The organism is Lacticaseibacillus songhuajiangensis (assembly GCF_003946025.1).
GTDB lineage: Bacteria > Bacillota > Bacilli > Lactobacillales > Lactobacillaceae > Lacticaseibacillus > Lacticaseibacillus songhuajiangensis.
Map to the genome: position 1 here is coordinate 1 of NZ_RHNR01000008.1, position 21,226 is coordinate 21,226.

A 21,226-nucleotide genomic window follows, 5' to 3' on the forward strand; every position below is an offset into this window, starting at 1 on the left:
CCTCGCGCTTTAGCGCGTAGTGAGACGGACACCGTAGGGCTGGCTGGAACGGTCCCACGCACACCCTTCCCGGGAGCAAAGCTAATCCGGCCCAGTTCCGACCTTCGGTCTAACCACTATTTTCATCCTTGCGGATGATTTGATTGGAAGCTTCACAACTTACGCTGACGGACAGCGTTACGCAATCTGCACCAGCGGTTTGATGCTGTTGGCGGAGAAACGCTGCTCCTCTTCAATCAGAATCCGCGCGCAGGCGTAGGAGTCGGCCAGCGCATTGTGGTGATTCTTGAGCGTGATGCCAAGTACGTCGCTGACGGTGTCGAGCTTGTAGTTCGGCAGGTCTGTAATCAGCCGCTTGGTCGTCTTAACCGTGTCTACATACTGGAAAGATGCAGCCGGCAGGTTGTAACGCTCAAGACTTTTGCGCACGACGGAGACGTCAAAGGGCGCGTTGTGTGCTGCCACCAGCTGGTTCGGCGTGAAGAACTGGTTGATGTGCGACCAAACTTCCGGCCAGGTTGGGGCATCCGCGACCATGTCTGGCGTGATGTGGTGGATGCGGATGTTGTACGGGTTGAATTTGGTTTCGGGGTTAATCAGGCTGTAGAAGGAATCCACAACCTTACTGTCGCGCACCACGACCAGGGCTACTGAACATGCAGAAGCCCGCTGGCCGGCGGCGGTTTCGTAATCCATCGCGATAAAATTCATGCTTAATCCTCCAGCAGGTTGCTTGTCGTCAGTTCGACAGGGCAGTGGTCAGAACCCATGATGTCATCGTGAATCACCGCGTCCTGCAACTTGCCATCGAGGGCTGTGCTCGTGACGAAGTAGTCGATGCGCCACCCAGCGTTGCGACTGCGAGCACCGCCGCGGTAGCTCCACCAGGAGTAAATGCCAGTCTGGTCTGGGTAGAAGTGGCGGAAAGTATCGGTGAAGCCGGCCGCCAGCTGCTGCGTGAAGCCGCTACGTTCTTCATCCGTGAAGCCTGCGCTGTGGTGGTTGGTCTTCGGATTCTTCAAGTCGATTTCTTCGTGCGCGACGTTCAGATCACCGCAGTAAATCACGGGTTTATTGGCGGAAAGGCCGCTGGTGTAGGCGCGGAAGGCCTTGTCGAAACCCTGCCGGAACTCGAGGCGTTTCAGTTCACCGCCCGAATTAGGCACATAGACTGTAATGACGTAGAAGTTCGGGTACTCGAGCGTGATGACGCGACCTTCTGTGTCGTACTCGGGCACATCAATGCCGTAGTGCACGCTGAGGGGCTCATGCTTGGTGAAGATGGCGGTGCCGGAGTAACCTTTGCGCTCAGCATAGTTGAAGTATTGATAGTAGCCGGGAAGATCGAGTGTGGCCTGACCCGCCTGCATTTTGGTTTCCTGAATGCAGAACCAATCGGCATCTGTGTCTTTGACGACATCGTAAAAATTCTTTTTGAGAACGGCACGCAGGCCGTTAACGTTCCACGAGATGAATTTCAAAAAATCAGCTCCTTTTATGTCGATTGTACATTAGCGACCGGCGGGGTGCCACCCGTGCGCGGGGCGACATCTGTGTTAAAATAAAGCTATCTAATTTTTGGAAGAATGGACGTGATATTGTGGCTTCAGAAAAGACCACACTGGCGGGTTTGCCAGCATTAAAGAACGAACCCTTATCAAACTACACCTTCACCAAGACGGGCGGTCCAGCTGATCTGCTTGCCTTCCCTGAAAGCGTCGAGCAGGTCCAAACTTTCGTGGATTATGCTAACGAAAACAAGGTGCCGCTGACTGTTGTCGGGAATGCCAGCAATCTCATCGTCCGGGACGGCGGCATTCGCGGCCTCGTGATTATTCTGACCCACATGCGCAGTATTAAGGTCGAAGGCAACACCGTGACGGCGGATGCCGGTGCCCGCATTATCGACACGTCCGATGCCGCGGGGGCTGCAGGATTGTCCGGCCTGGAGTTCGCCGCCGGGATTCCCGGCTCCGTTGGTGGTGCCGTGTTCATGAACGCCGGTGCGTACGATGGTGAAATCAAGGACTGCGTGAGCCGCATTAACGTCATCAGCCGCTCCGGCCAGATGCACACCTACGAGAATGCGGGGATGCAGTTTGCCTACCGCCACTCCGTTGTGCAGGAAACTGGCGAAATCGTTTTGAGCGCTAGCTTTGACCTGACGCCTGGGGATAAGCACGCGATTCGGGCCAAAATGGACGACCTCAACGCGCGACGGGCCGCAAAACAGCCACTCGAACTGCCATCTTGCGGCAGTGTTTTCCAGCGGCCAAAGGGTCATTACGTTGGCCCCATGATCCAGGAGGCAGGACTCCAGGGTCACATTATTGGTGGTGCCCAGATTTCGATGAAGCACGCGGGCTTTATCGTCAACATTAACCACGCCACCGCCACCGACTACGTGGACATGATTCATTACGTCCAGCGGCACATCAAGGCAAAGTTCGATGTCGAACTGCATCCAGAAGTGCGCATCATCGGTGCAGAACCTGATGAAAGTGCCGTTGTTCACCACGACGGCGCCTTCGATTAATCGTCCATGGCTTTAATTCAAGGGGCAATCCTGCTGGTCAGCATCGTTCTGCTGGGGAACGTGATTGGCCACTTCATTCCCATGGTGCCGGACGCCTTGATTCAAATTGTGCTCGGACTTTTGCTGGCACTCGTGGTGCACATCAACGTGCCGGTAGATACCGACTGGTTCATGTTGCTGTTCATTGCGCCATTGCTTTACAACGATGGCCGCCATTTTCCGCGGCGAGCGCTTTGGGCGTTGCGCGGGCAAATTGTCAGCAATGCCGTCTTTCTCGTGTTTGCCACGATGTTTCTGGGCGGCTTCCTGATTCACGCGCTAGTGCCACAGATTTCCTTTGCGGCCGCCGTGGCGCTGGCGGCTCTGCTTGCACCAACGGACCCAATCGCGGTTGAAGGCATTGCCAAGCGCGTGCGGATGCCCAAACGGGTACTGCACCTGGTTGCCGGCGAGAGTCTCATCAACGACGCTAGCGGGCTGATTGGCTTTAAGTACGGCATCGCTGCCGCACTGTCGGGGACCTTTATCATCAAAGACGCCGCGGCGGACTTCTTCTACGTTGCGGTCGTCGGGGCTATTGCCGGTGCGGGATTGATGATGCTGATCAATGCCATCCGCAAGCTGCTCCTGAGTCAGGGGATTGGCGATACCATCGTCCACACTGTCTTGCAGCTGGTGACACCATTTATCATTTACCTGTTCGCGGATGAGCTCGTGCACGCGTCCGGCGTCATTGCCGTGGTCATTGCGGGGCTGATGAGTAACTCCAAGAACAACGCCTACATGACCGCACTGCCCCGGTTAAAGCTCGTCAGTAGCCACGCCTGGGACATTTTGGTGTACGTCCTCAACGGCCTGATTTTCATCCTGCTGGGCATTGAATTGCCAGTGGCGATGCGCGGCACGATTCACGATACAAAAGTCGGCACATGGTCCGCGCTGATGTACGTGGTCATCATCTACGTTGTCCTAATTGGCCTGCGTTTTGTGTGGGTGTACGTGAACGACCTCATTTCGCAACGCCAGCACCATGTGCACAAGCCGCGCGTCGTATCCGCCATGTTGACGGCGGTTGCCGGCGCGCGCGGGGCCATTACCGTGGTCGGGGTACTCGGTGTACCAACGGTGACCTTGGCCGGGAATCTGTTTCCGCAGCGCAGTCTGATGCTGTTCATTGCGGCGGGGGTAACGGTGCTCAGTCTGGTGGTGGCCAGTGTCACCTTGCCGCTGCTCGTGCGCCTGTTGCCGAACGCCAAGACCGAGGTTAAGAACGGCGAAAACACCCACCTGACGTTGGTGCAGGCAGAAGACTATCTGCTGCGGAGCGCCATGACGCAGGTGAAGACCGCACAGAAAGAAAGCCTGCAAAAACCAGCACTAGACCTCATCGGTGAACTCCAGCAGCAGTCGCGGCGTTTGCAACTGAGCAGCGTTAGCGGCGACGTTGTGATGGCACCGATGCTGCGCGACGAACTGGAGATTAAAAAGATGGGCACGCAGGGTGAACTCGAAGCGGTCCAGAAACTCCGCGCGGACGGCAAAATAAGCACGCGACTTTTTGATAAGCTGAGCCGCCGCTACCGCAGCAAACTCACCGACCTGGATTACATGCTTGCTCACGCCGGCAAACGCACTTGGCGGATGCGCTGGCAACAGTTGCACGGCCGCATTCGCCACCGGGTGGAATTCCTGCAGATTCTGGGCCGACCAGAACGTGGGGATGAGTACCGCTTTGTGGCTAAGGTGACGGCCAAGGGCGCACTGGCCAACATCAACGCCACCCTCAAAAGTCCAGCGTACAAGCACCGCAAGTTCAACAAACAAGTTATCAGCACCCAGATTGTGCACTACCGCAACCGCATCGCCACCGTGAAGTCTTTTGGTAGCGGTAAGCGGCGGGTGTACGAAGCCGAGATGCAGCGGCTGCGCATGATTGCGTACGCGGCACAACGGAGTGCGGTGCATGAGTTGATGGAGCAGTCCTACATCACGCCGATTACCGCGCAACGGCTGAGCGCGGACATTTCATACAGCGAGAATGCCGTGAGCCTGCGGGCGGCGGATTCCGACGCGGAGATTTAACGTGAGACCGGGGCCGGTGTGAATGAGCTCCGCCGCTGGGCGTGGCCTGGCGAGGACCGTTCGGACCTCCTCCGGAGTTCCTCACTGGCGATTTTGCCGCTAAAATCGCGTCAAAATGCGCGCTCCCGAGAAAAATACGGTGCATGCCCGGAAAAACGCCGGGCGTGCACCGTATTTTTCTTTTCGCCAGGCCACCCCCAGCTGCTCCGCTCAATCACACCAGCCCCTCCCTGTTAGTCATTACCGCGGCTTGCCGGCTGTACTTAGATTGCAGGGCAAGGCGTTAACCCGATTGCCTTTTTGCAGGAAACTGCCAGCCGCTGCACTGGAAATCACCACTGCACATGCGTATAATTTTGACTGGACCACTTGGTTGCAAGTGGTCCTTTTTGTGAGGCCGCGATTGCAGATTTGCGGATCTGTGTAGTCGCAGCGGCCTAAAAATTATGAGGAGGCGACAGGATTGAGCGAAGCAATTGTTGAATTGCGGCATGTGAATAAGAGCTACGGTGATACCACCGTCCTTAAAGACATCAACATCACACTGGAAGAGGGGAAGTTCTATACCTTACTGGGGCCCTCAGGTAGTGGTAAAACCACTATTCTGCGGGCAATTGCTGGCTTCCTGAACGTCAGTGGCGGTGACATTTTCATCGCCGGTAAGCGGGTCAACGATATTCCCGCCAATCTGCGTGAAGTCAACACGGTTTTCCAAGACTACGCCCTGTTCCCACACATGAATGTGTTTGAAAATGTGGCTTACGGCCTGCGGATTCGCAAGGTCGATAAGGCCAGCATCGAAACGCGCGTTATCGACGCCCTCAAAATGGTGCGTCTGGATAACCTCGCCAATCGCGAAATTAGTGAACTCTCTGGTGGCCAGAAGCAGCGGGTCGCCATTGCCCGAGCCATCGTGCTGGAGCCAAAAGTGCTCCTGCTGGACGAGCCTTTGTCCGCGCTGGATGCGAAGTTGCGCAAGGACATGCAGTACGAATTACGCGACTTGCAGCAGCGACTGGGCATCACCTTCCTGTTTGTCACGCATGATCAGGAAGAAGCACTGGCACTATCCGACGAAATCTTCATCATGAACGACGCGGTCGTTCAGCAGTCTGGCACACCCGTTGATATTTACGACGAACCGATTAACCACTTCGTTGCCGACTTCATCGGCGAGAGTAACATCATCGACGGCCGCATGGTTGAAGATTACCAGGTAAAGTTTAATGGCAAAATTTTTGAATGTTCCGACGCCGGCATGAAGCCCGACGAGCATGTCGAAGTTGTGCTGCGGCCGGAAGATCTGGACGTCGTGCCTGCCGAAAAGGGCAAAGTGACGGTTTCGATTGATACGCAATTATTCCGCGGTGATTTTTACGAAATCGTCGCTTACGATGACGGGCAAAATGAGTGGCTGATTCACTCCACCAACCCAGCACCAGAGGACGGCACGCTCGTTGGTCTGTACTTTGACCCTGAGGACATTCACGTCATGCGTTTTGGCGAATCCGAAGAGGACTTCGATGCCCGACTTGAGAGTTACGAGGGGGAATAGGCCATGCGCAAAAATAGTAACGTCGCCTTCTACGTCCCCTACGTACTGTGGCTCGCGCTCTTTGTCATTGCCCCGATGCTACTGATATTTTACCAAAGTTTTTTTGATATTAACGGCCACTTCACACTTGGCAATTATGTGACTTATTTTCAGTCGGGAACTTACCTAGCCATGACTTTCAACTCGGTCTGGTATGCTTTCCTGATTACCGCAGTGACGCTGCTGATTTCTTACCCAGCGGCGTACATCCTGCACTACATGAAGCACAAACAGTTGTGGTTGCTGCTGATTATTCTGCCAACCTGGATTAACCTGCTGCTCAAGGCCTACGCGTTCATCGGGATTTTTGGCCGTGACGGCGGGCTCAACAACTTCCTCGGGCTGTTTGGCATCGTACCGCAACAACTGCTTTTCACCGATGCGGCCTTCATTTTCGTGGCGGCCTACATCGAAATTCCGTTCATGATTCTGCCAATCTTCAACGGCATTGAGGAACTGGATGAAGGGCTCATCAACGCCAGCCGCGACCTCGGCGCCAGTCCATGGCAGACGTTTACCAAGGTCACCTGGCCGCTAACGATTAGCGGGGTCAAAAGTGGGGTGCAAGCCGTCTTCATTCCCAGCTTGAGTCTCTTCATGCTGACCCGTCTGATTGGCGGAAACCGAGTGATCACGCTCGGGACTGCCATTGAGGAACACTTCCTGACCACTATGAACTGGGGGATGGGTTCCACCATTGGGGTTGTCCTCATTGTGGCCATGGTCATCATCATGTTCCTGACCGGTGAGCGTAACAAGCTGAAGAAGGGGGGCAAGCACCATGCGTAAATTCAAGTGGGGGCACCTTTACCTCGTGCTCGTGTTCATCATGCTCTACCTGCCAATTTTCTACCTAGTGGGTTACTCTTTCAGCGATGGCGAGCGGATGAGCCACTTTACCGGTTTCACCTTCCGCCATTACGGCGAACTGTTCAACGATCCGCGCATGATTCAAATTGTGTTGGATACCTTGCTGCTGGCACTGCTATCAGCACTCATTGCTACCATCGTTGGTTCGTTCGGGGCAATGGCCATTAACCGAACGGTCAAGCCGGTGGTGCGCAACACGGTACTGTCACTGAACAACATCCTGATGGTGAGTCCCGACGTCATCATCGGGGCCAGCTTTCTCATCTTCTTCACCGCGCTGAACGTGCCGCTGGGTTTTCTGTCGGTGCTACTCAGTCATATTGCCTTTGAAATTCCGATTGTGGTGCTGATGGTGCTGCCAAGACTAAAGGAATTGCCGGGCACCATGCTGGATGCAGCGCAAGACTTGGGTGCGACGAACTTCCAGGTGCTGCGCGATGTCATTTTGCCCTTTATCACACCCGGTATTTTCTCCGGTTTCTTCATGGCGTTTACTTACTCGCTGGACGACTTCGCGGTCACCTTCTTCGTGACCGGGAACGGCTTCCAGACGCTGGCCGTGGAAATCTACGCACGGGCGCGCCAGGGGATTAGCCTGGAAATTAACGCGCTGTCAGGCGTGATGTTCCTGTTCGCACTGCTGCTGGTGGTGGGTTACTACTTCATTCAGCAGGGCCAATCTGCCCGCAAGCAGAAGAAGGGGGGCCGCTAAGATGAAGAAGTTAATTGCTTACGTGGCGGTCATTCTCGTCATCTGCTTGGGGCTCGGGGCAACCAGCCACCAGCTGGCTGCCTCCCAGGGTGCCGGCGGTGATAAGGTGCTCAACCTTGCCAACTGGGGGGACTATATCGACCCGTCCTTAGTGAAGCAGTTTGAAAAAGAGTCGGGTTACCACGTTAATCTGGAAACTTTTGACAGCAACGAAGCCATGTTCACGAAGATTAAGCAGGGCGGGACGCACTACGACCTGACCGTGCCGAGTGAATACATGGTCGAGAAGATGACCAAGGCGCACCTGCTCGTGCCGCTCGACAAGAGCAAGTTGCACGGTTTGAATAATTACGGTCACTACTTCATGAACAAAAGTTTTGACCCCGGCAACAAATACTCGCTCCCGTACTTCTGGGGCACGCTGGGGATTATCTACAATGACAAGTTTGTGAAGCCCGGTAGCGTGGCGCACTGGAATGATCTTTGGAACAAGAAATACAAGGGTTCCATCATGCTGATTGACTCGGCGCGCGACATCATGGGGATGGGCCTCGTGTCCCTCGACAAATCCATGAACACGACTGACACCGCCACATTGGAAGCCGCCAAGGCCAAACTTGATGCCATGTCCGGCAACGTCAAGGCGGTGGTTGCCGACGAAATCAAGATGTACATGGAAAACAACGAAGCGCCGCTAGCTGTTGACTGGTCCGGTGAAGCTAGCGAAATGCTGGCTGAGAACAGTCATCTGCATTACGTGGTGCCGAGCGAAGGCAGTAACCTCTGGTTCGACAACTTCGTGATTCCGCGCACGGCCAAGCATTACAAGGCCATCTACGCCTTCTTGAACTTCATGACGCGACCTAAGAACGCGGCCAAGAACGCCGAGTACGTAGGTTACGCAACGCCTAACGACGCGGCGCGCAAGCTGCTGCCAAAGAGCGTCAAAAACGACAAGCAGTTTTATCCAGACAAGACGACCATGGATCACCTGGAAGTTTATAAGGATTTGAATCCACGGATTGTCGGGGTGTACAACGATCTGTTCCTTGAGTTTAAAATGTACAGGCGATGAGATTTTAGAGCGTAAATAAACGGCGTCAGACGGAGTAAAAGCCTCCGCCGGCGCCGTTTTTACGTGGTCCGATTTACGCTGAATTTAGTTGATTTTCGTCAGAATTCCGGTAAAAATTCCGGTACATAGTTTTGTACCGGAATTTGTGCCGAAACTATCTAGTTTTGTGTGCCACCGCCAAATGAATCAAATACGGTCAGCATGCCTGGCTCAGTCGGCCGGGTATAGTCGTGGGTCATCTGCACATTCTTGTGACCTAGCCAGTGCATGATCTCACTTTGCGGTGCTGACTTCATTGTTGCTTCCGTGGCGAAGTAGTGCCTAAACATGTGTGGACGGAGAGCCAAGCCGGTTGCAGTGTTGACGTCCTTTAATTTGTTGTCCAGGTAAGTATAGCAAGCACCGGCGCCAGTACGGGACACCCACAGCCAGGGCTTGCTAATTTTTCCGTCAGGTTTTATGCCATTCATCATGCGGATGTTGTCTGCATACTTAATCGCAAAGTGTAGGTTGTCCACAATGTCACCATCAACCCAGATAGTACGATATGATGGCTCGTTTTTTAATGGGCCACCATTCGGGTAGTCGGCATTACGCTGCAGGTCAATTTTGAGAGCTGCCAGTTCGCGGCCGCCCTTAGCTGTTTTAAAAGTGATGGAGGTGGTGCGTAGCCCCATCAACTCACCACGGCGTAGGCCAAGTCCAAGTACCATAAAAAGAGTAAGGTCATACCGCGTCAGCATTCTTTCTGCGGTGTCCATCCACAGGCTGTATTGCTCAGGCGAGATATCAACAGGTTTTGGATCTGTGCCGTGTATGTCCATATCGCGAAGACGGTTCTTGTCGATAACGTCTTCGTTGACGGCGGCATTTAGCGTGGTCATCATCAGGCGGTGAATTGTACGATTAAAGGACGCCGCGTGTCCTTCGTCGGCCAGCTTATCCAGAAACGCCTGCCACTGATTGCGTTTGATGTCGGCCATGCGCTTTGTGCCAAAAGCAGGGCGAATGTGGTTGTCAAAATTGCGCTTATTAGTGTCGTAGGTGGAGTCTCGCCAGCGGTGATATTTAAGCTTGCGGGCTGACATCTTGTCGAAGTAATCGCCAAGCCTAATCTTGCTGCCAGTCAACGCAGTAATGCTCCCGTTTACTAAATCGTCCTCAAACCTTTTTAGTACAGACTCTGCGTCACGCCAACTAACGAAGCCAGAACGGCTAAATTCTTCGTATGTTCCGGAGGCGTTGGTAAAGCTACGACGGACGCCGTAGCGCTTGCCTTTTTTGGTTTCGTATAAAAAAACGTTCGGGTGCTTATCCACGGGTGACCACTTTCGCATGGCATCAAGTCCTTTCTGATTTTGTCAACAAATTGTTGGGAAATTTACAAACTGACGTTCGGAGCAACCGTTAAATAAAAGCCCCAAAAGGGGCCGCGATACTATTACTTCCAGTAGCCAATACGTGCCCAAACGATGGACGCGATAAAAATGATGATGCCGAGTAGCAAACTGTTGAAAAATACTAGTGCGCCTACACCAGCCACCAATCCCAGCAGTACAATCCAGCCCGCATGTCCTTCCCGTGCCTTTTGCTTACGTACTCCGTCAGCTACTTGAGAAGCTATATCTGAATCTTTTTTACTCATTTTGTTGTCCTCCGTGGCGAGTTACTCAATAAAAGGCATTACTGCGTTGATAATATCTTGTGAGTGGTCAACCAAATCGATTGGTGAAACAAATTCGATTTTTGAATGGTTGTCATCGTTCAGTTCAATCCAGTTTTTTGAATTTGTGAAGTAGACACGGAAAAGCCACTTACGAATATTGTCATCCAGCAAAATATTGAAGTAGGACTTGTTATCACGGTAGAAAATACGAGTAATATCTACCGTTTTGGACAAGATAACTTTTGCTGTGGTATATGTTTCGAGTTCGGCCGGCGTTGTGATTATTCCGTCATCTGGATCGTCCTCAACGTCTTCGTCGTCTTCAACTTTGGATGAGACAGATGAATTGAGAGCGTGCGAAAGCTTGTCATTCACAGATTCCGAAATGAGCTGGTTGAAGCCCTTTACAAAAATTGGACGGAACTTTTCAATAACCTTCTTCGTTTTCATACCGTCGAAAAAGTCATCAAGAGCAAGTCGAATAAGATCGTCACTTGGATTGACCATTTCCTTGTTTAGATACTCTTTGACGAGACCCACATATTTCAGGTTGGACGCAGTACTTGAAATTTTGTCCACATCAAAGTTGTCTTTAGTGAAGCGGAATAGTTCGGTGATTTGCGCATCTCTTAAGCTGCTCAAGTCAATGGTGAGGAACGGAGTCGAGTCCATTTTGTTTTGCTCATCCAGGTCGGTGAAGAATTTGTAGATGCGACCATTAGTAAGAATGCCGAAGCGTGCTTCAGTTGTTCCGAAGTATCGGAACAACTGCGAATCATGTTTCTTCAAATCTTCGCTTATTTCTTTGCATTCAACCAAGATACTGAGTTTGTCATTAAGTACAATACCGTAATCTACTTTTTCACCTTTTTTGATGCCGACGTCCGCGGTGTATTCAGGAACAAATTCAAGCGGATTAAAGATGTCAAAACCGAGCGCTTGGAAAAACGGCATGATGAGCGCATTTTTGGTTGCTTCCTCGGTTGTGAGATTTGGTGCTAACTGGTCTATGCGTTTGCCAAGCGCCTGCATTTTGCTGGCAAAATCTGCTTTATCCATAATATTTCCCCCAAGTAGTTTTTATAATCCATATTGCATGTGAATATCTTCCAACGTTTCTGGCAATCGCCCATATTCCTCAACATAGTATTGAGTAAGCAACTGTGCCGCAAAGCGTTCTGCCTCGCGCTCCGATTTATCATAGCCGTGGTCAGACAGACGGTAGAAATTAGCTACACCGTCATGCAGCAGTGCGTGGCCAAGCTCATGCGCCAGCACTCTAGTGTTGATTGGCTCGTGTCTAATTTCTGCCGCCATGTGAATGATTGGCATCCCAAATGGCATGTAGCTCGTGCGGCCCAGCTTGTCGCCGTGCAATTCGTCCGTCCAATCAATGTCCATGCCTAGGTCTTCGATGATTTGCCAAGGGTTCGATGTGCCGTGCAGTTTGGACATGTACATGGCCATGTGCTCCGGCTTGATTGGGACTTCCGGCATTGATTCTTCTTCCATTACTTGTCATCACCATCTTTTCGCATGTAACGTGCATTAGGCAATGGCATCCGCTCAAGTTTGAGACGATCCCAAAAAATCTGTGTGACGCTCATCTTGAGCTTTTCTTTTTCTTCTTTAGTAAGTTCGGCACCACCAAATGACAAGCCAACATTCGCGTCGGGATCATTAAGCCACTCTTTAAGGTCGGTGACCTGCTTTTCAGTAGCCCATTCTGGCGTCCGGTTAATTCCCAGCAAGTAATCGACCGTCACACCATAGAGTTTAGCGATGTTCATCTTTGTAGCATCGTCAGGCTCACGCTTTCCTTGCTCATACGATGCGTAAGTAGTTGGTGCAATGCCAAGCTGGCGGGCAGCATCGGCCTGAGTGAGGCCTCGCTTGTCCCGAAGCTCTCTTAGTTTTTTATATTCCATTGATTACACCTCACGAGTAGGATACTACACAAATTGCGTAGTTGGTAAAAAATACGCGAATTGAGTAATTAAGTGTTGCATTACGCGAAATGAGTAGTATAGTAATACTCGTAGGAACGCGAAACGCGTAGAAGGGAGGACAACAATTTGCGAAAGTGGTTAAAAGGCATTCGACATGATAAGGGAATGACCCAGGAGGAATTTGCAAAAACTCTGGGGATCCCTGTTACCACTTATGCCGGATACGAGCAGGGCAACCGAACCCCGAGCGTACGACAGGCGGCTCGTCTCGCTGATGAATTGAATATTAGTTGGACGATTTTTTTTGAAACCGAGGTACGCGATACGCGTACAGATGAGGAGGTGACATCATGATGAAGCAGACACGGACACAGATGTTGAATTTCCTGGCCGTTGCACGTCCAGACGTCAACCGGGACTTTTGGGAGACGTTCGACGATGCCAACCTTGCCCTGCAGGTGAAGCTGGTACGTCGCCAGATTGAGCAGCAGACTGCTGACCAGGTGGCCATGATGTAATTATGCCGCTAAACGCCGTCAACATGCGACGTGCAACGATTCCATTTGAAGGGAGGTGAAGACATGGCAGTTAACGTTATCGCTGAATTTGAGGCAGCGCGTGAACGCACAGGCTGGACATACTCACTACTGGCCCAGGCGATTCACATTAGTAAGAGTTCCATCACGCATTGGATCCATCGTGACAACAAAATACCAGACGACAAGCTCAAGCTGGTTGCTGACATTCTGGACGACTATGAATTCCGTACTGCTTGTGCAGAGTACACATACGGGGTGCGGGTACACAGTGAGGCACACGTGCAAGACACACCACAGGCTAGGTATTTCAGCCAAGCCAAGGAAGAAGACGACCGCAAGCGTTTAGACGGTGAGTTTACTATTTTGCTCGGTAAGCCAAAGCACGAGCGTACGGAGGACGACCGGCGCCGGGTGCTTGCGTACCTCAAGGAGCTGGACGAGGAAATAGAAGAAAAGGGCAACTACAAGGCGGCCATCATGACCGACTGGGGACTGACCTTGAAGGAGGTGAGCTAAATGCAGATGACACTGGAACCGGAAACAGAAAACGGCATGGCCAAAGCCATTGCTGCTGAGATGACTAAGCAGGCGATGCCGGTGCTACGCGAGATGATTCGCCAAGCTGTCGCAGACCAGATGCCAACGCCGCCAGCGATGAATCGCGGAGAACTGGCCAAGCGACTGCGTACCAGCAACAGCACGCGCGGCATGGCCAAGGCAGACCTTGACCGACTGGCTGACGAAGTTTTGCCCAGTTACCACATCGGCAGCGAACGGCGCTGGGACCGACGAGCGGTTGACAAGTTTCTTGAGAATTATTCCGAATAGGAGACACGAGATGAAGACATTTTGGATTGTGTACCTTGCGCTAGCGATTCCGCTAGGCATTTATGTATGGCACCACGTCAAGTACCACGCCGGTGCATGGCTGACAAAGAAACTTGGACTGGACGAAAAAGACATTGAATGGAGTGAATGGAAATGATGACGATATTTCGCCTAAATAAAAAAGCTCACCAAGGAGTGGAGTCCTTCGTGAGCATACCGAAACGTGGTTCGATTCGGGATTTTGATAAAATCTCTACCCCCAAATCATACCGCACACCAGACGGGTATTCAATCATTCTAGACGGACGTGACGCGCTTATGACTTCGTTGGCGGCCGCGGACATGATGGATAATCTGGCAGCTATTATCAATTTGCCAGATTCCGAACTGCGAGAAGCGATCGAACGACTCAACCGCAAGTACAGCTGGGCATTTGACCACACAGACAAGCTCGAAATTGGAGCTGGTTACCCGGAGGTGGAATGGGATGACTGATGACACGGAAATTTTAGAAGCAGCATTACCAGCACTGTACCCGGAGCAGCTTGAAGACATTCAAACCGCGTTCGACCCGGGCACAATCAACCTTGAGAACGCGGACGACCTACAGGAGCTTGCCACCAAGTTCGCAGCACGTTATTCCGGCCTAGTGGTCACCGAGACCACAGAAAAGAGTTCAAGGGCGACATCTAAGGAGCTAAACGGCGTCATTAAGTCACTGGACGCTAAACGCAAAGAGATGAAGGCTCTGTACCAGCAACCGCTGACCAAGTTTGAAGCGCAGGTTAAAAGCATCACCGAGCCGCTCACCGAGGCACGTAGCGGCATCAAAGACGGTCTCGAAAAGCTGGCAGCCAAACGGTTAGCCGAGCGTCAGCAAATGATTCAGACGCTGGTGCAGGCTGCTGCTGAACGTCACGGCCTCGATGCTGGTGAAATCACGATTGACCCACGCTGGTCTAACGTAAGTTTTGGCGAAATGAAGCGCATGCGTGCGATTGAGCAAGCTGCCGCCGATGCCGAGCAAGGCAAGCGATTCCACGAGGAGCAGAATCAGAAAGTAATCGCATTTGCTGAAAAGCTACACCTTGAAGCAAGCGGGTGGCTACACACCTTAGACTTGTACGGCTACGACACTGATCGCGTTTTTAATGAGATGCAGCAAGCAGCGGAAGAAAAAGAGCAGCAGGCACGCGCCGCACTCGTAGACAAAGACACCGGCGAAATAGTCAATGTCACACGCACACTGACACTCACCGGCACCCCAGATGACGTTGAACAGGCCATTCAGGCAGCTAAGGCAGTGCTAAGCGGCTACTTCGTCACGGTAAAGGAGGAAGCACGATGAAATTCAGTGAAAACCCAGCAAAACTATTCGAGGCGTTCACCAAGGTACGTGAGGCCATTGAGCAACCGGCCAAGGCGGGTAAGGCTAATTATGGGACGTTCGTCACGCTTGACGACATGGAACGGGCAATCACCAATGCCGAGAAAGGCAGCGGTGTTGCCCACCTGCAAGAAGTTACCAGCGATGACCGGCTAGTAAAGGTGACAACCTACATCATTCACAGTTCGGGGGCGTACATGCAGTTTGACCCATTCGCGGTGCCTGCTGCTAAGACGGATGCACAAGCCTTTGGCAGCGCCGAAACCTATGCGCGCCGCTACTCACTGGCAGCAGCATACGGCATTGTCAGTGAGGAAGACGACGACGGTAACAGCGCCACGGCGGGAATGGGTAACCGCAGCGCTAACCAACGCACCACAGCACCGAGTAACCGTCAGAATCGCAGTCAGCGGCCGCGGAACCAACAGTACGCACAACCAGCACCCGCCGCCCAGCCTGCACCTGCTGGCCCAAGTCCACGCGACCGTGTAGTGCAGTCGGTCAAGGCCGCAGCAGATCGCACCGGTGACCAAATGGCGACAGTCGCACAGCTAGTCTTCGCCAAGACGGGTAAGACTTACTCGCCTGCAATCTTAGATCAGCTCACGCAGGACGATGCTACAGCAATCGTTGCCGAGGCAAATAAGTTGCAGGCGGTGGCACAGTAATGAGAGGGGGCTTAACCGATGGCTAGGCCTACCAAAGAGGGACTAGACTACTTTCCATTTGACGTGGATTTCGACACCAACGAGAAAACGGAAGCCATTATGGGAGAGTTCGGAGCGAAAGGAACGTTGATATTCATATATCTGCTGTCGGCGATATACCGAAAAGGGTATTTCTTACAGTGGACAGAGCTTGCTAAAAACCAGCTTGCAAATCGCGTTGATGGCGCGACCGGAGAGCTAGTCCAGCAAGTGGTAGACCGCTTGGTTGCCTATGGAACCTTTGACAAGGGACTGTTCAACTCGGCTGAGGTTCTATCGTCTCAACGTATCCAACAGACGTATCTGGACGCCACAAAGAGGCGAAAATCACAGAAACCCACACTGTACTGGATAAATGTAGACAATAACCCCACTTCAACGGGAGTTAATGTATACATTAATGCACAAAGTAAAGTAAAGGAAAGTAAAGTAAATAAAAATAAAGATAGTCAGACAGACGCGCACGGTGTATCTCGCCAGCAGTCTATTCAGGCATGGGAAAATCTCTGGGGCTTCCCTAACGCGGTTGCCTTGCAAGACTTAACGGAGTGGTGCACTGAGTTTGGTGATGACCTTGTTACCTACGTCATCAGCTATGCCGCACGTCGCAACGTGCAAGCCAAGGCTGCTAACAACTACCTTGATCGCGTGCTTACTGGCTACCGTTCCGCGGGCATCACGACCGTGGAGCAAGCAAAAGCCGAGGCGGAGCAACACCGCCAACGCATGGAGACTGCTGCTAGTCAGCGTAAGGCCAATCAGCGGCCACACTACGGCAAGCAGCCCGTTGTAGAGGACAAGCCGTCATGGGAGCAGCCAGACCACACTGCGCCAAGCAAGCGGCTAACACCTGCTGAGCAAGCGGCTCTAGATGCCAAGCTTGCCAGCTTACACAAGCCTAGCGTTCAGCAAGACACTGCACAGCCAGACCAAGCTACCGACATCTTTGCTGGCCTCGGGCGAGCGGATACTTTCGACGGTATGCACCTTGGTTAACATCGTCGTTTTGGGGGAGCCGGTAGGGCAAGGACGACCCAAGTTTACGACTCATGGCCGCTTTGTACATGCCTACGACCCGCCCAAATCACGATTGTATAAGGCAAAGGTGGCACGTGCTGCCCGACGAGTGTGCAAAGCACCGTACACAAAGCCGGTCAAGGTGACATTAGACATCTACCGGCCTATCCAGAAATCAGGAAGTAAAGCCTTGCGTGCCGCCAAAGCCGCGGGCGATGTTTTACCGGTTGTTAAACCTGATATCGACAATGTTTTTAAAGCCGTCACCGATGCTGTCAAAGGCATTGCGTGGGTTGACGATAACCAAATTTGTGTCGCTGTCATCAGTAAAAGGTACAGTGACACGCCAAGAATCGAAATGAAAATTGAGGAGATCAAAACAAATGAACACTGAACAAAGCACAATAAATGGCACACCAAAGCCGGGTAGCAAGTCCACCGAAATCAACCTCCGTTTGGTTGATATCCACGAATCACTGCTCTGGTTGCTCGAGATCATTAAGGCTGAAGAACACCAGATTCCGAAGGGCGACATTCGTGCCATGGTGGCTGTAGAGATGCACAAACATGCTATTCACGATTTTCTGCAGATGACGGCGGCTGAAATGGTTCAATATGACGCTTTGGAAGTCGCTCAGCAATGCACGGTGTACCTGAATGATGATGACCGGCCGCAGTACGCGAAAACACTGCAGGAGGAAGAGTAATGCAGCAAGCACAGGCGGAAAAGGTCACGTGGGGGAGAATTGTCATTGTCAAGCAGGGAACACATAAGGGAGAGATTTTCGAGGTGCGCCGCGTTGATTACGGCTTGGCTAGGCTTAGGCCTTGGCCTGACGGCGGGAAAATTATCCTTGTCAACGAAAAATGGTTGGAGGTGCTCGCCCGTGCCTAAGAAAGAGGAGCCATTACAACCCGGCGACACCGCTGCTTACGATGACGGGGAGCTTCGATTCAGCGGCGTAGTCGCGATGAACATCGGTGGCAGCGTCCACATTTGCAGCGGAAACAAATTCTACGCGCTGAAAGAGGACGACCCGCATTTGTCGCTCGTCATGCGTGCTCACGAAAGTTTGGAGGTATAGATCATGCTCAACACATTTCAGGCCGTTGGCCGACTCACCCGCGACCCAGAATATCGGCAGATGCAAAACGGCGGTGGTACTTGCCGCGCCACATTGGCGGTAGACCGGAACTACCGAGACCGCGACGGCAACACGCCGACGGATTTCATCGAGCTTGAGCTGTGGGACAACGGTAACCGCACCACGGCAAGCAACTTCGCAAACTGGCTCCGCAAGGGCTACTTGGTTGCTGTCACCGGCCGCATTGAGACGGGTACTTACGAAAATCAGCAAGGCCAGAAGGTTCACACCACGCGCGTCAACGTTGCCAGTTTTGACAACCTGACACCGCGCAACCAAAACCAAGGTGGTTACCAGCAGCCGCAACAGGCAGCACAACCACAACAGCCGAATAATTACGCCCAGCCGCAGCAGAGCGCACCACAGGCGGCGACACGGCCACAGCAGGCGCCCGTTGACCCATTTGCCAGTGCTGCGCCTGATCCATTCGCAAACAACGGTAAGCAAATCGACATTTCGGACGACGATCTGCCATTTTAGGAGGAAATGCTTATGCCAATCACACACAAAAATTTTGAAACAATCGGTTCTGGAGACATTGTGCAAGCGCGCATTTTGCAAAGCACGTTTGAAGGTTTGGACGGCGTGCATCGCTGGAAAGTAGTCAAAAAGTACGCTAATTCAGTTTCATACCGCGTTGATGACGTGAGCCACGGGTTGGAGGTCGAGCTGAACAAGCTTTATATCGTTAGCTGGCGTGCAATCGACAAGGTTGTCATCCGCGTACCGCACGCTCCCAAGGAGGACAAGCCACTTGAGGGCATTGATCGCACACGCGCTCATGCGATGGCTGCCACCAAGGCACGTGCAAGCAACCGCGTCATCGCGGTACGTAATGACAAAGACACCGGTATGACAAATGAGCAACTCGCCGAAAAGTACCATTTGACCCAGCATACGCTGCGCAGCTACCTAGCCAAGTGCGGCCACACCAAGGAGGAGGTGCCACGGCAGCAAGCCGAAGACGTTAACTGGGCTATGCGCTTGCTCCGCGAAGGCAAAAATCAGTCAGAGGCAGCCAAGACCGTTGGCATCGGTGTAAGTACACTAGCACGCTACCTAGCAGCCGCACGAACTACCACAGCAGACGGCTCACTGCCTGACAAAGTCGACGCGTTGCCTACGCCGTCACGTGTATACAAGGAGCAACGCAAAGAGCGCGAGAAGACTCTGTTAGTCGCGAAGGCGGTGCTAGCAAATGTCTGAACTGACACCGCAGGAAACAAAACACCGGTGGGCACAGGACAACTGTCCGTACTGTCATGGCACGGAGAGTGACCCACTGGACACTAAGGTATTTGGAGCAAACGAAGACGGACAGGTCAGTTCAGACCGCATTTGCTTTTGCTGGGTGAATTTGTACGGAGACACGCCAAAACTGCAAATGGAAACAGAATATGGGCCGGTAGAAACCGTACCGATTCACTATTGCCCCATGTGTGGAAGGAAACTCAATGAGTAAGCCGCAGGCAGAAAACACCCCTCCGAAAGAACTGACTAACACGTTCTATTGGTCGGTTAGTGAACTCAACGTTGCGTTTGGAAAGTTGTTGTTGACGATGACAAGCGGCCGATTCGGGCAGGGAATGATTGATGCAGAACGTCGCTGGCAAAAGGAGCAAGTCGAATGGATAAACAAGTAGAGCAGCATGAAAGTAAGCAAGATGTGTTTGAAGCCGTGATGCGCGACTACGATGAAGTGTTTGGATGTGCCGTAGACCACGGCTACTACGGTGACGCTCTGACCGCCGGAGAATACCGCACCCGTCACGCTGTCGCTGGCAAGGTGGCGGTACCGCGGGAAGTGGGAAAGGCGATAGATGGAGCACAAGCTGCACATCGCAACCTGTCGTGGACGCTTCAAGAAGCCGATAATCGCTACACTCCACTCTATTATCGCGCGGGGCTCTGGATTACGACCCACCAAGACCAGTTTGCCGAGGCCTGGATTCACGGTTGGTATGCCGAGGAGGACACGAAATGAAAGACGTTTATCAGCTTCTTTACACGTGTGGGGACTATTCCGATTACCAAGAAATCACACTCGGTGTTTTCGACACTCACGAAAAGGCCGTCGGCATGGCCGGGACGTTTTCACGGCTATCTGATGCGCATCTCACCGATTTGCTAGGTGAATATGACGACGCCGGTCAAGTAGTCATCCGTAAGCATCGGTTAAACCGGTTTCGGCCGACATCGGAGGCATTTCGCAGATCGTATGGCGACACGGAAATGGACGAAAAGATTTACACCGTTGACACCGATTATCGCCGTGATGACTGGGGCGATGTGCAGTTCACATTTCGAAAGGAAGAAAAATAATGAGACCATGTGTAGTCAAAAACGAAGCGAGTGAATATCTAACGAGCTTGGTCGGCAACAAGCCGGTGTTTGGCAAATTGAATGCAGACTGTGTGTTGAGTGAAAGGGATGCTCAAATGTGGGCCAATGAGACGGGTGGCCACGTTGTCCCACTGGCGGAATTGGAGCCGGTCGAGGTGAGCGAAGAGGAAGCGGAGATACTGAGGATGGCCAAGACGTCAGGACACCCGTATGGGTATATATACGCCCATACGCACACTGCGGTTAATGAAGACCGCCTCATGCGCGCCTACGTGATCGGATGGACGGCCGAGAATCCGAAGCGGTGGAACGTAAAGGTGCCACATACCAAAGATGTTTGGTATTACAAGTATTGGAATTCAGATTTGCGGACGATTTCGGATAAAGAACTTTGCAGCGAGTTCACTGAAGCAGAGATCGAACATTACGGCCTGCAAGACTGCGAGAAAGAAGAGGTGACTGACGATGAACAATGAAACGAAGCGGGACGTGATGAGTAAAGGAACACCGAGTCTTATCACAAAGCCTAGCTACTACAAAGGCGCGAAATTTGACGTGATCGACTTTTTATACGACCAGTATGGCGCCGACGCCGATATCTTCATGGTTGGCAACATCGTGAAGTACGTGAGCCGTTACCAAGGAAAAAACGGCATTGAGGACCTAGTGAAGGCTGGTGAGTATCTTCGGCGTTTGCAGGTACAGGTCGAAGGGCGGCAGGTGGCAGGCGATAAGCTGTCCGGCGTGTTGAGGAAACCGGCGAAATCGTGAATTTG

Annotated in this window: 33 protein-coding genes; 26 read left to right on the top strand and 7 right to left on the bottom strand. The window is 52.5% G+C overall.

Translation table 11 applies throughout. The features are described 5' to 3' along the window. Positions 1-177 precede the first annotated feature (177 nt). Together EKM97_RS03405 and EKM97_RS03410 are read right to left on the bottom strand one after the other, a co-directional pair. Positions 178-711, bottom strand: a complete 534-nt coding sequence (locus tag EKM97_RS03405) for a 3'-5' exonuclease (RefSeq protein WP_125570880.1) — start codon at positions 709-711, stop codon at positions 178-180. 2 nt (positions 712-713) lie between these two features. After that, on the bottom strand, positions 714-1,481 hold the full coding sequence (locus tag EKM97_RS03410) for an exodeoxyribonuclease III (RefSeq protein WP_125570881.1): 768 nt from the start codon (positions 1,479-1,481) through the stop codon (positions 714-716). A gap of 119 nt (positions 1,482-1,600) precedes the next feature. On the opposite strand from EKM97_RS03410, the gene murB reads away from it, so the two are divergent. The 6 genes from murB (at position 1,601) to EKM97_RS03440 (ending at position 8,869) form a co-directional block, all read left to right on the top strand. Beyond that, positions 1,601-2,536, top strand: coding sequence for a UDP-N-acetylmuramate dehydrogenase (gene murB, locus EKM97_RS03415; RefSeq protein WP_125570882.1), 936 nt, complete (start codon positions 1,601-1,603; stop codon positions 2,534-2,536). Between the two features lie 6 nt (positions 2,537-2,542). After that, the gene (locus tag EKM97_RS03420) at positions 2,543-4,618 is read left to right on the top strand and encodes a cation:proton antiporter (RefSeq protein ID WP_125570883.1); all 2,076 of its coding nucleotides are present in this window, start codon (positions 2,543-2,545) and stop codon (positions 4,616-4,618) included. Positions 4,619-5,081: 463 nt separating this feature from the next. Beyond that, positions 5,082-6,173, top strand: a complete 1,092-nt coding sequence (locus tag EKM97_RS03425; RefSeq protein WP_125570884.1) for an ABC transporter ATP-binding protein — start codon at positions 5,082-5,084, stop codon at positions 6,171-6,173. A 3-nt stretch (positions 6,174-6,176) separates the two neighbouring features. After that, complete coding sequence (locus EKM97_RS03430; RefSeq protein WP_125570885.1) at positions 6,177-7,001, top strand: ABC transporter permease; 825 nt, start codon at positions 6,177-6,179, stop codon at positions 6,999-7,001. Next, positions 6,994-7,794: an ABC transporter permease gene (locus EKM97_RS03435; protein WP_125570886.1), complete on the top strand. Its 801-nt coding sequence runs from the start codon at positions 6,994-6,996 to the stop codon at positions 7,792-7,794. The genes EKM97_RS03430 and EKM97_RS03435 overlap by 8 nt, the downstream gene beginning before the upstream one ends. Position 7,795: 1 nt before the next feature. Further along, positions 7,796-8,869 carry an ABC transporter substrate-binding protein gene (locus tag EKM97_RS03440; protein WP_125570887.1) on the top strand — a complete coding sequence of 358 codons (1,074 nt, stop codon included), beginning with the start codon at positions 7,796-7,798 and terminating at the stop codon, positions 8,867-8,869. A 158-nt stretch (positions 8,870-9,027) separates the two neighbouring features. Here EKM97_RS03440 and EKM97_RS03445 read toward each other — a convergent pair whose 3' ends face one another. The 5 genes from EKM97_RS03445 to EKM97_RS03465 form a co-directional block, all read right to left on the bottom strand. Further along, positions 9,028-10,206: a tyrosine-type recombinase/integrase gene (locus EKM97_RS03445; protein WP_125570888.1), complete on the bottom strand. Its 1,179-nt coding sequence runs from the start codon at positions 10,204-10,206 to the stop codon at positions 9,028-9,030. A 104-nt stretch (positions 10,207-10,310) separates the two neighbouring features. Beyond that, positions 10,311-10,514 (bottom strand): hypothetical protein, encoded by a 204-nt coding sequence (locus tag EKM97_RS03450; protein ID WP_125570889.1) that lies wholly within the window; start codon positions 10,512-10,514, stop codon positions 10,311-10,313. A gap of 21 nt (positions 10,515-10,535) precedes the next feature. Beyond that, positions 10,536-11,594, bottom strand: coding sequence for a type I restriction endonuclease (locus EKM97_RS03455; protein WP_125570890.1), 1,059 nt, complete (start codon positions 11,592-11,594; stop codon positions 10,536-10,538). A 21-nt stretch (positions 11,595-11,615) separates the two neighbouring features. Continuing rightward, positions 11,616-12,047: an ImmA/IrrE family metallo-endopeptidase gene (locus EKM97_RS03460; protein ID WP_125570891.1), complete on the bottom strand. Its 432-nt coding sequence runs from the start codon at positions 12,045-12,047 to the stop codon at positions 11,616-11,618. After that, positions 12,047-12,463, bottom strand: coding sequence for a helix-turn-helix domain-containing protein (locus EKM97_RS03465; RefSeq protein WP_125570892.1), 417 nt, complete (start codon positions 12,461-12,463; stop codon positions 12,047-12,049). Before EKM97_RS03465 ends, EKM97_RS03460 begins: the two co-directional genes overlap by 1 nt. Positions 12,464-12,610: 147 nt before the next feature. Here EKM97_RS03465 and EKM97_RS03470 point away from each other — a divergent pair, with 147 nt between their 5' ends. The 20 genes from EKM97_RS03470 to EKM97_RS03555 all read left to right on the top strand — a co-directional run bounded on the left by EKM97_RS03470 (position 12,611) and on the right by EKM97_RS03555 (position 21,221). Further along, positions 12,611-12,838, top strand: a complete 228-nt coding sequence (locus tag EKM97_RS03470) for a helix-turn-helix transcriptional regulator (RefSeq protein WP_125570893.1) — start codon at positions 12,611-12,613, stop codon at positions 12,836-12,838. Continuing rightward, positions 12,835-13,002: a hypothetical protein gene (locus tag EKM97_RS11890; protein WP_164507422.1), complete on the top strand. Its 168-nt coding sequence runs from the start codon at positions 12,835-12,837 to the stop codon at positions 13,000-13,002. Before EKM97_RS03470 ends, EKM97_RS11890 begins: the two co-directional genes overlap by 4 nt. 63 nt (positions 13,003-13,065) lie before the next feature. Beyond that, complete coding sequence (locus EKM97_RS03475) at positions 13,066-13,539, top strand: helix-turn-helix domain-containing protein (RefSeq protein ID WP_125570894.1); 474 nt, start codon at positions 13,066-13,068, stop codon at positions 13,537-13,539. Continuing rightward, the gene (locus tag EKM97_RS03480; RefSeq protein WP_125570895.1) at positions 13,540-13,851 is read left to right on the top strand and encodes a hypothetical protein; all 312 of its coding nucleotides are present in this window, start codon (positions 13,540-13,542) and stop codon (positions 13,849-13,851) included. It abuts the gene before it with no gap. A gap of 10 nt (positions 13,852-13,861) precedes the next feature. Next, positions 13,862-14,008: a hypothetical protein gene (locus EKM97_RS11895; protein ID WP_164507423.1), complete on the top strand. Its 147-nt coding sequence runs from the start codon at positions 13,862-13,864 to the stop codon at positions 14,006-14,008. Then, positions 14,005-14,346 (top strand): hypothetical protein, encoded by a 342-nt coding sequence (locus EKM97_RS03485; protein WP_125570896.1) that lies wholly within the window; start codon positions 14,005-14,007, stop codon positions 14,344-14,346. Before EKM97_RS11895 ends, EKM97_RS03485 begins: the two co-directional genes overlap by 4 nt. Beyond that, positions 14,339-15,199, top strand: coding sequence for a DUF1351 domain-containing protein (locus tag EKM97_RS03490; RefSeq protein WP_125570897.1), 861 nt, complete (start codon positions 14,339-14,341; stop codon positions 15,197-15,199). The genes EKM97_RS03485 and EKM97_RS03490 overlap by 8 nt, the downstream gene beginning before the upstream one ends. Beyond that, entirely contained in the window at positions 15,196-15,906 is a 711-nt protein-coding gene (locus EKM97_RS03495) for an ERF family protein (RefSeq protein WP_125570898.1), read from the top strand. The genes EKM97_RS03490 and EKM97_RS03495 overlap by 4 nt, the downstream gene beginning before the upstream one ends. Before the next feature lie 18 nt (positions 15,907-15,924). Then, positions 15,925-16,941 carry a Lin1244/Lin1753 domain-containing protein gene (locus tag EKM97_RS03500; protein WP_125570899.1) on the top strand — a complete coding sequence of 339 codons (1,017 nt, stop codon included), beginning with the start codon at positions 15,925-15,927 and terminating at the stop codon, positions 16,939-16,941. A gap of 10 nt (positions 16,942-16,951) precedes the next feature. After that, positions 16,952-17,356: a RusA family crossover junction endodeoxyribonuclease gene (locus EKM97_RS03505; RefSeq protein WP_318530768.1), complete on the top strand. Its 405-nt coding sequence runs from the start codon at positions 16,952-16,954 to the stop codon at positions 17,354-17,356. After that, positions 17,346-17,669, top strand: a complete 324-nt coding sequence (locus tag EKM97_RS03510) for a hypothetical protein (RefSeq protein ID WP_125570901.1) — start codon at positions 17,346-17,348, stop codon at positions 17,667-17,669. The genes EKM97_RS03505 and EKM97_RS03510 overlap by 11 nt, the downstream gene beginning before the upstream one ends. Then, positions 17,669-17,857, top strand: a complete 189-nt coding sequence (locus EKM97_RS03515; RefSeq protein WP_125570902.1) for a hypothetical protein — start codon at positions 17,669-17,671, stop codon at positions 17,855-17,857. The genes EKM97_RS03510 and EKM97_RS03515 overlap by 1 nt, the downstream gene beginning before the upstream one ends. Next, positions 17,850-18,047: a hypothetical protein gene (locus EKM97_RS03520; protein ID WP_125570903.1), complete on the top strand. Its 198-nt coding sequence runs from the start codon at positions 17,850-17,852 to the stop codon at positions 18,045-18,047. The genes EKM97_RS03515 and EKM97_RS03520 overlap by 8 nt, the downstream gene beginning before the upstream one ends. Positions 18,048-18,050: 3 nt before the next feature. Beyond that, complete coding sequence (gene ssb / locus EKM97_RS03525; protein WP_125570904.1) at positions 18,051-18,587, top strand: single-stranded DNA-binding protein; 537 nt, start codon at positions 18,051-18,053, stop codon at positions 18,585-18,587. Between the two features lie 12 nt (positions 18,588-18,599). Next, positions 18,600-19,313 carry a helix-turn-helix domain-containing protein gene (locus EKM97_RS03530; protein WP_125570905.1) on the top strand — a complete coding sequence of 238 codons (714 nt, stop codon included), beginning with the start codon at positions 18,600-18,602 and terminating at the stop codon, positions 19,311-19,313. A 248-nt stretch (positions 19,314-19,561) separates the two neighbouring features. Further along, positions 19,562-19,750 carry a DUF1311 domain-containing protein gene (locus EKM97_RS03535; RefSeq protein ID WP_125570906.1) on the top strand — a complete coding sequence of 63 codons (189 nt, stop codon included), beginning with the start codon at positions 19,562-19,564 and terminating at the stop codon, positions 19,748-19,750. Beyond that, positions 19,735-20,091, top strand: a complete 357-nt coding sequence (locus EKM97_RS03540; RefSeq protein WP_125570907.1) for a hypothetical protein — start codon at positions 19,735-19,737, stop codon at positions 20,089-20,091. The genes EKM97_RS03535 and EKM97_RS03540 overlap by 16 nt, the downstream gene beginning before the upstream one ends. After that, the gene (locus EKM97_RS03545; RefSeq protein ID WP_125570908.1) at positions 20,088-20,429 is read left to right on the top strand and encodes a hypothetical protein; all 342 of its coding nucleotides are present in this window, start codon (positions 20,088-20,090) and stop codon (positions 20,427-20,429) included. The genes EKM97_RS03540 and EKM97_RS03545 overlap by 4 nt, the downstream gene beginning before the upstream one ends. Next, positions 20,429-20,926: a DUF1642 domain-containing protein gene (locus tag EKM97_RS03550; RefSeq protein WP_125570909.1), complete on the top strand. Its 498-nt coding sequence runs from the start codon at positions 20,429-20,431 to the stop codon at positions 20,924-20,926. Before EKM97_RS03545 ends, EKM97_RS03550 begins: the two co-directional genes overlap by 1 nt. Then, positions 20,916-21,221 carry a DUF3310 domain-containing protein gene (locus tag EKM97_RS03555; RefSeq protein WP_125570910.1) on the top strand — a complete coding sequence of 102 codons (306 nt, stop codon included), beginning with the start codon at positions 20,916-20,918 and terminating at the stop codon, positions 21,219-21,221. Before EKM97_RS03550 ends, EKM97_RS03555 begins: the two co-directional genes overlap by 11 nt. The last annotated feature ends 5 nt before the right edge of the window (positions 21,222-21,226 follow it).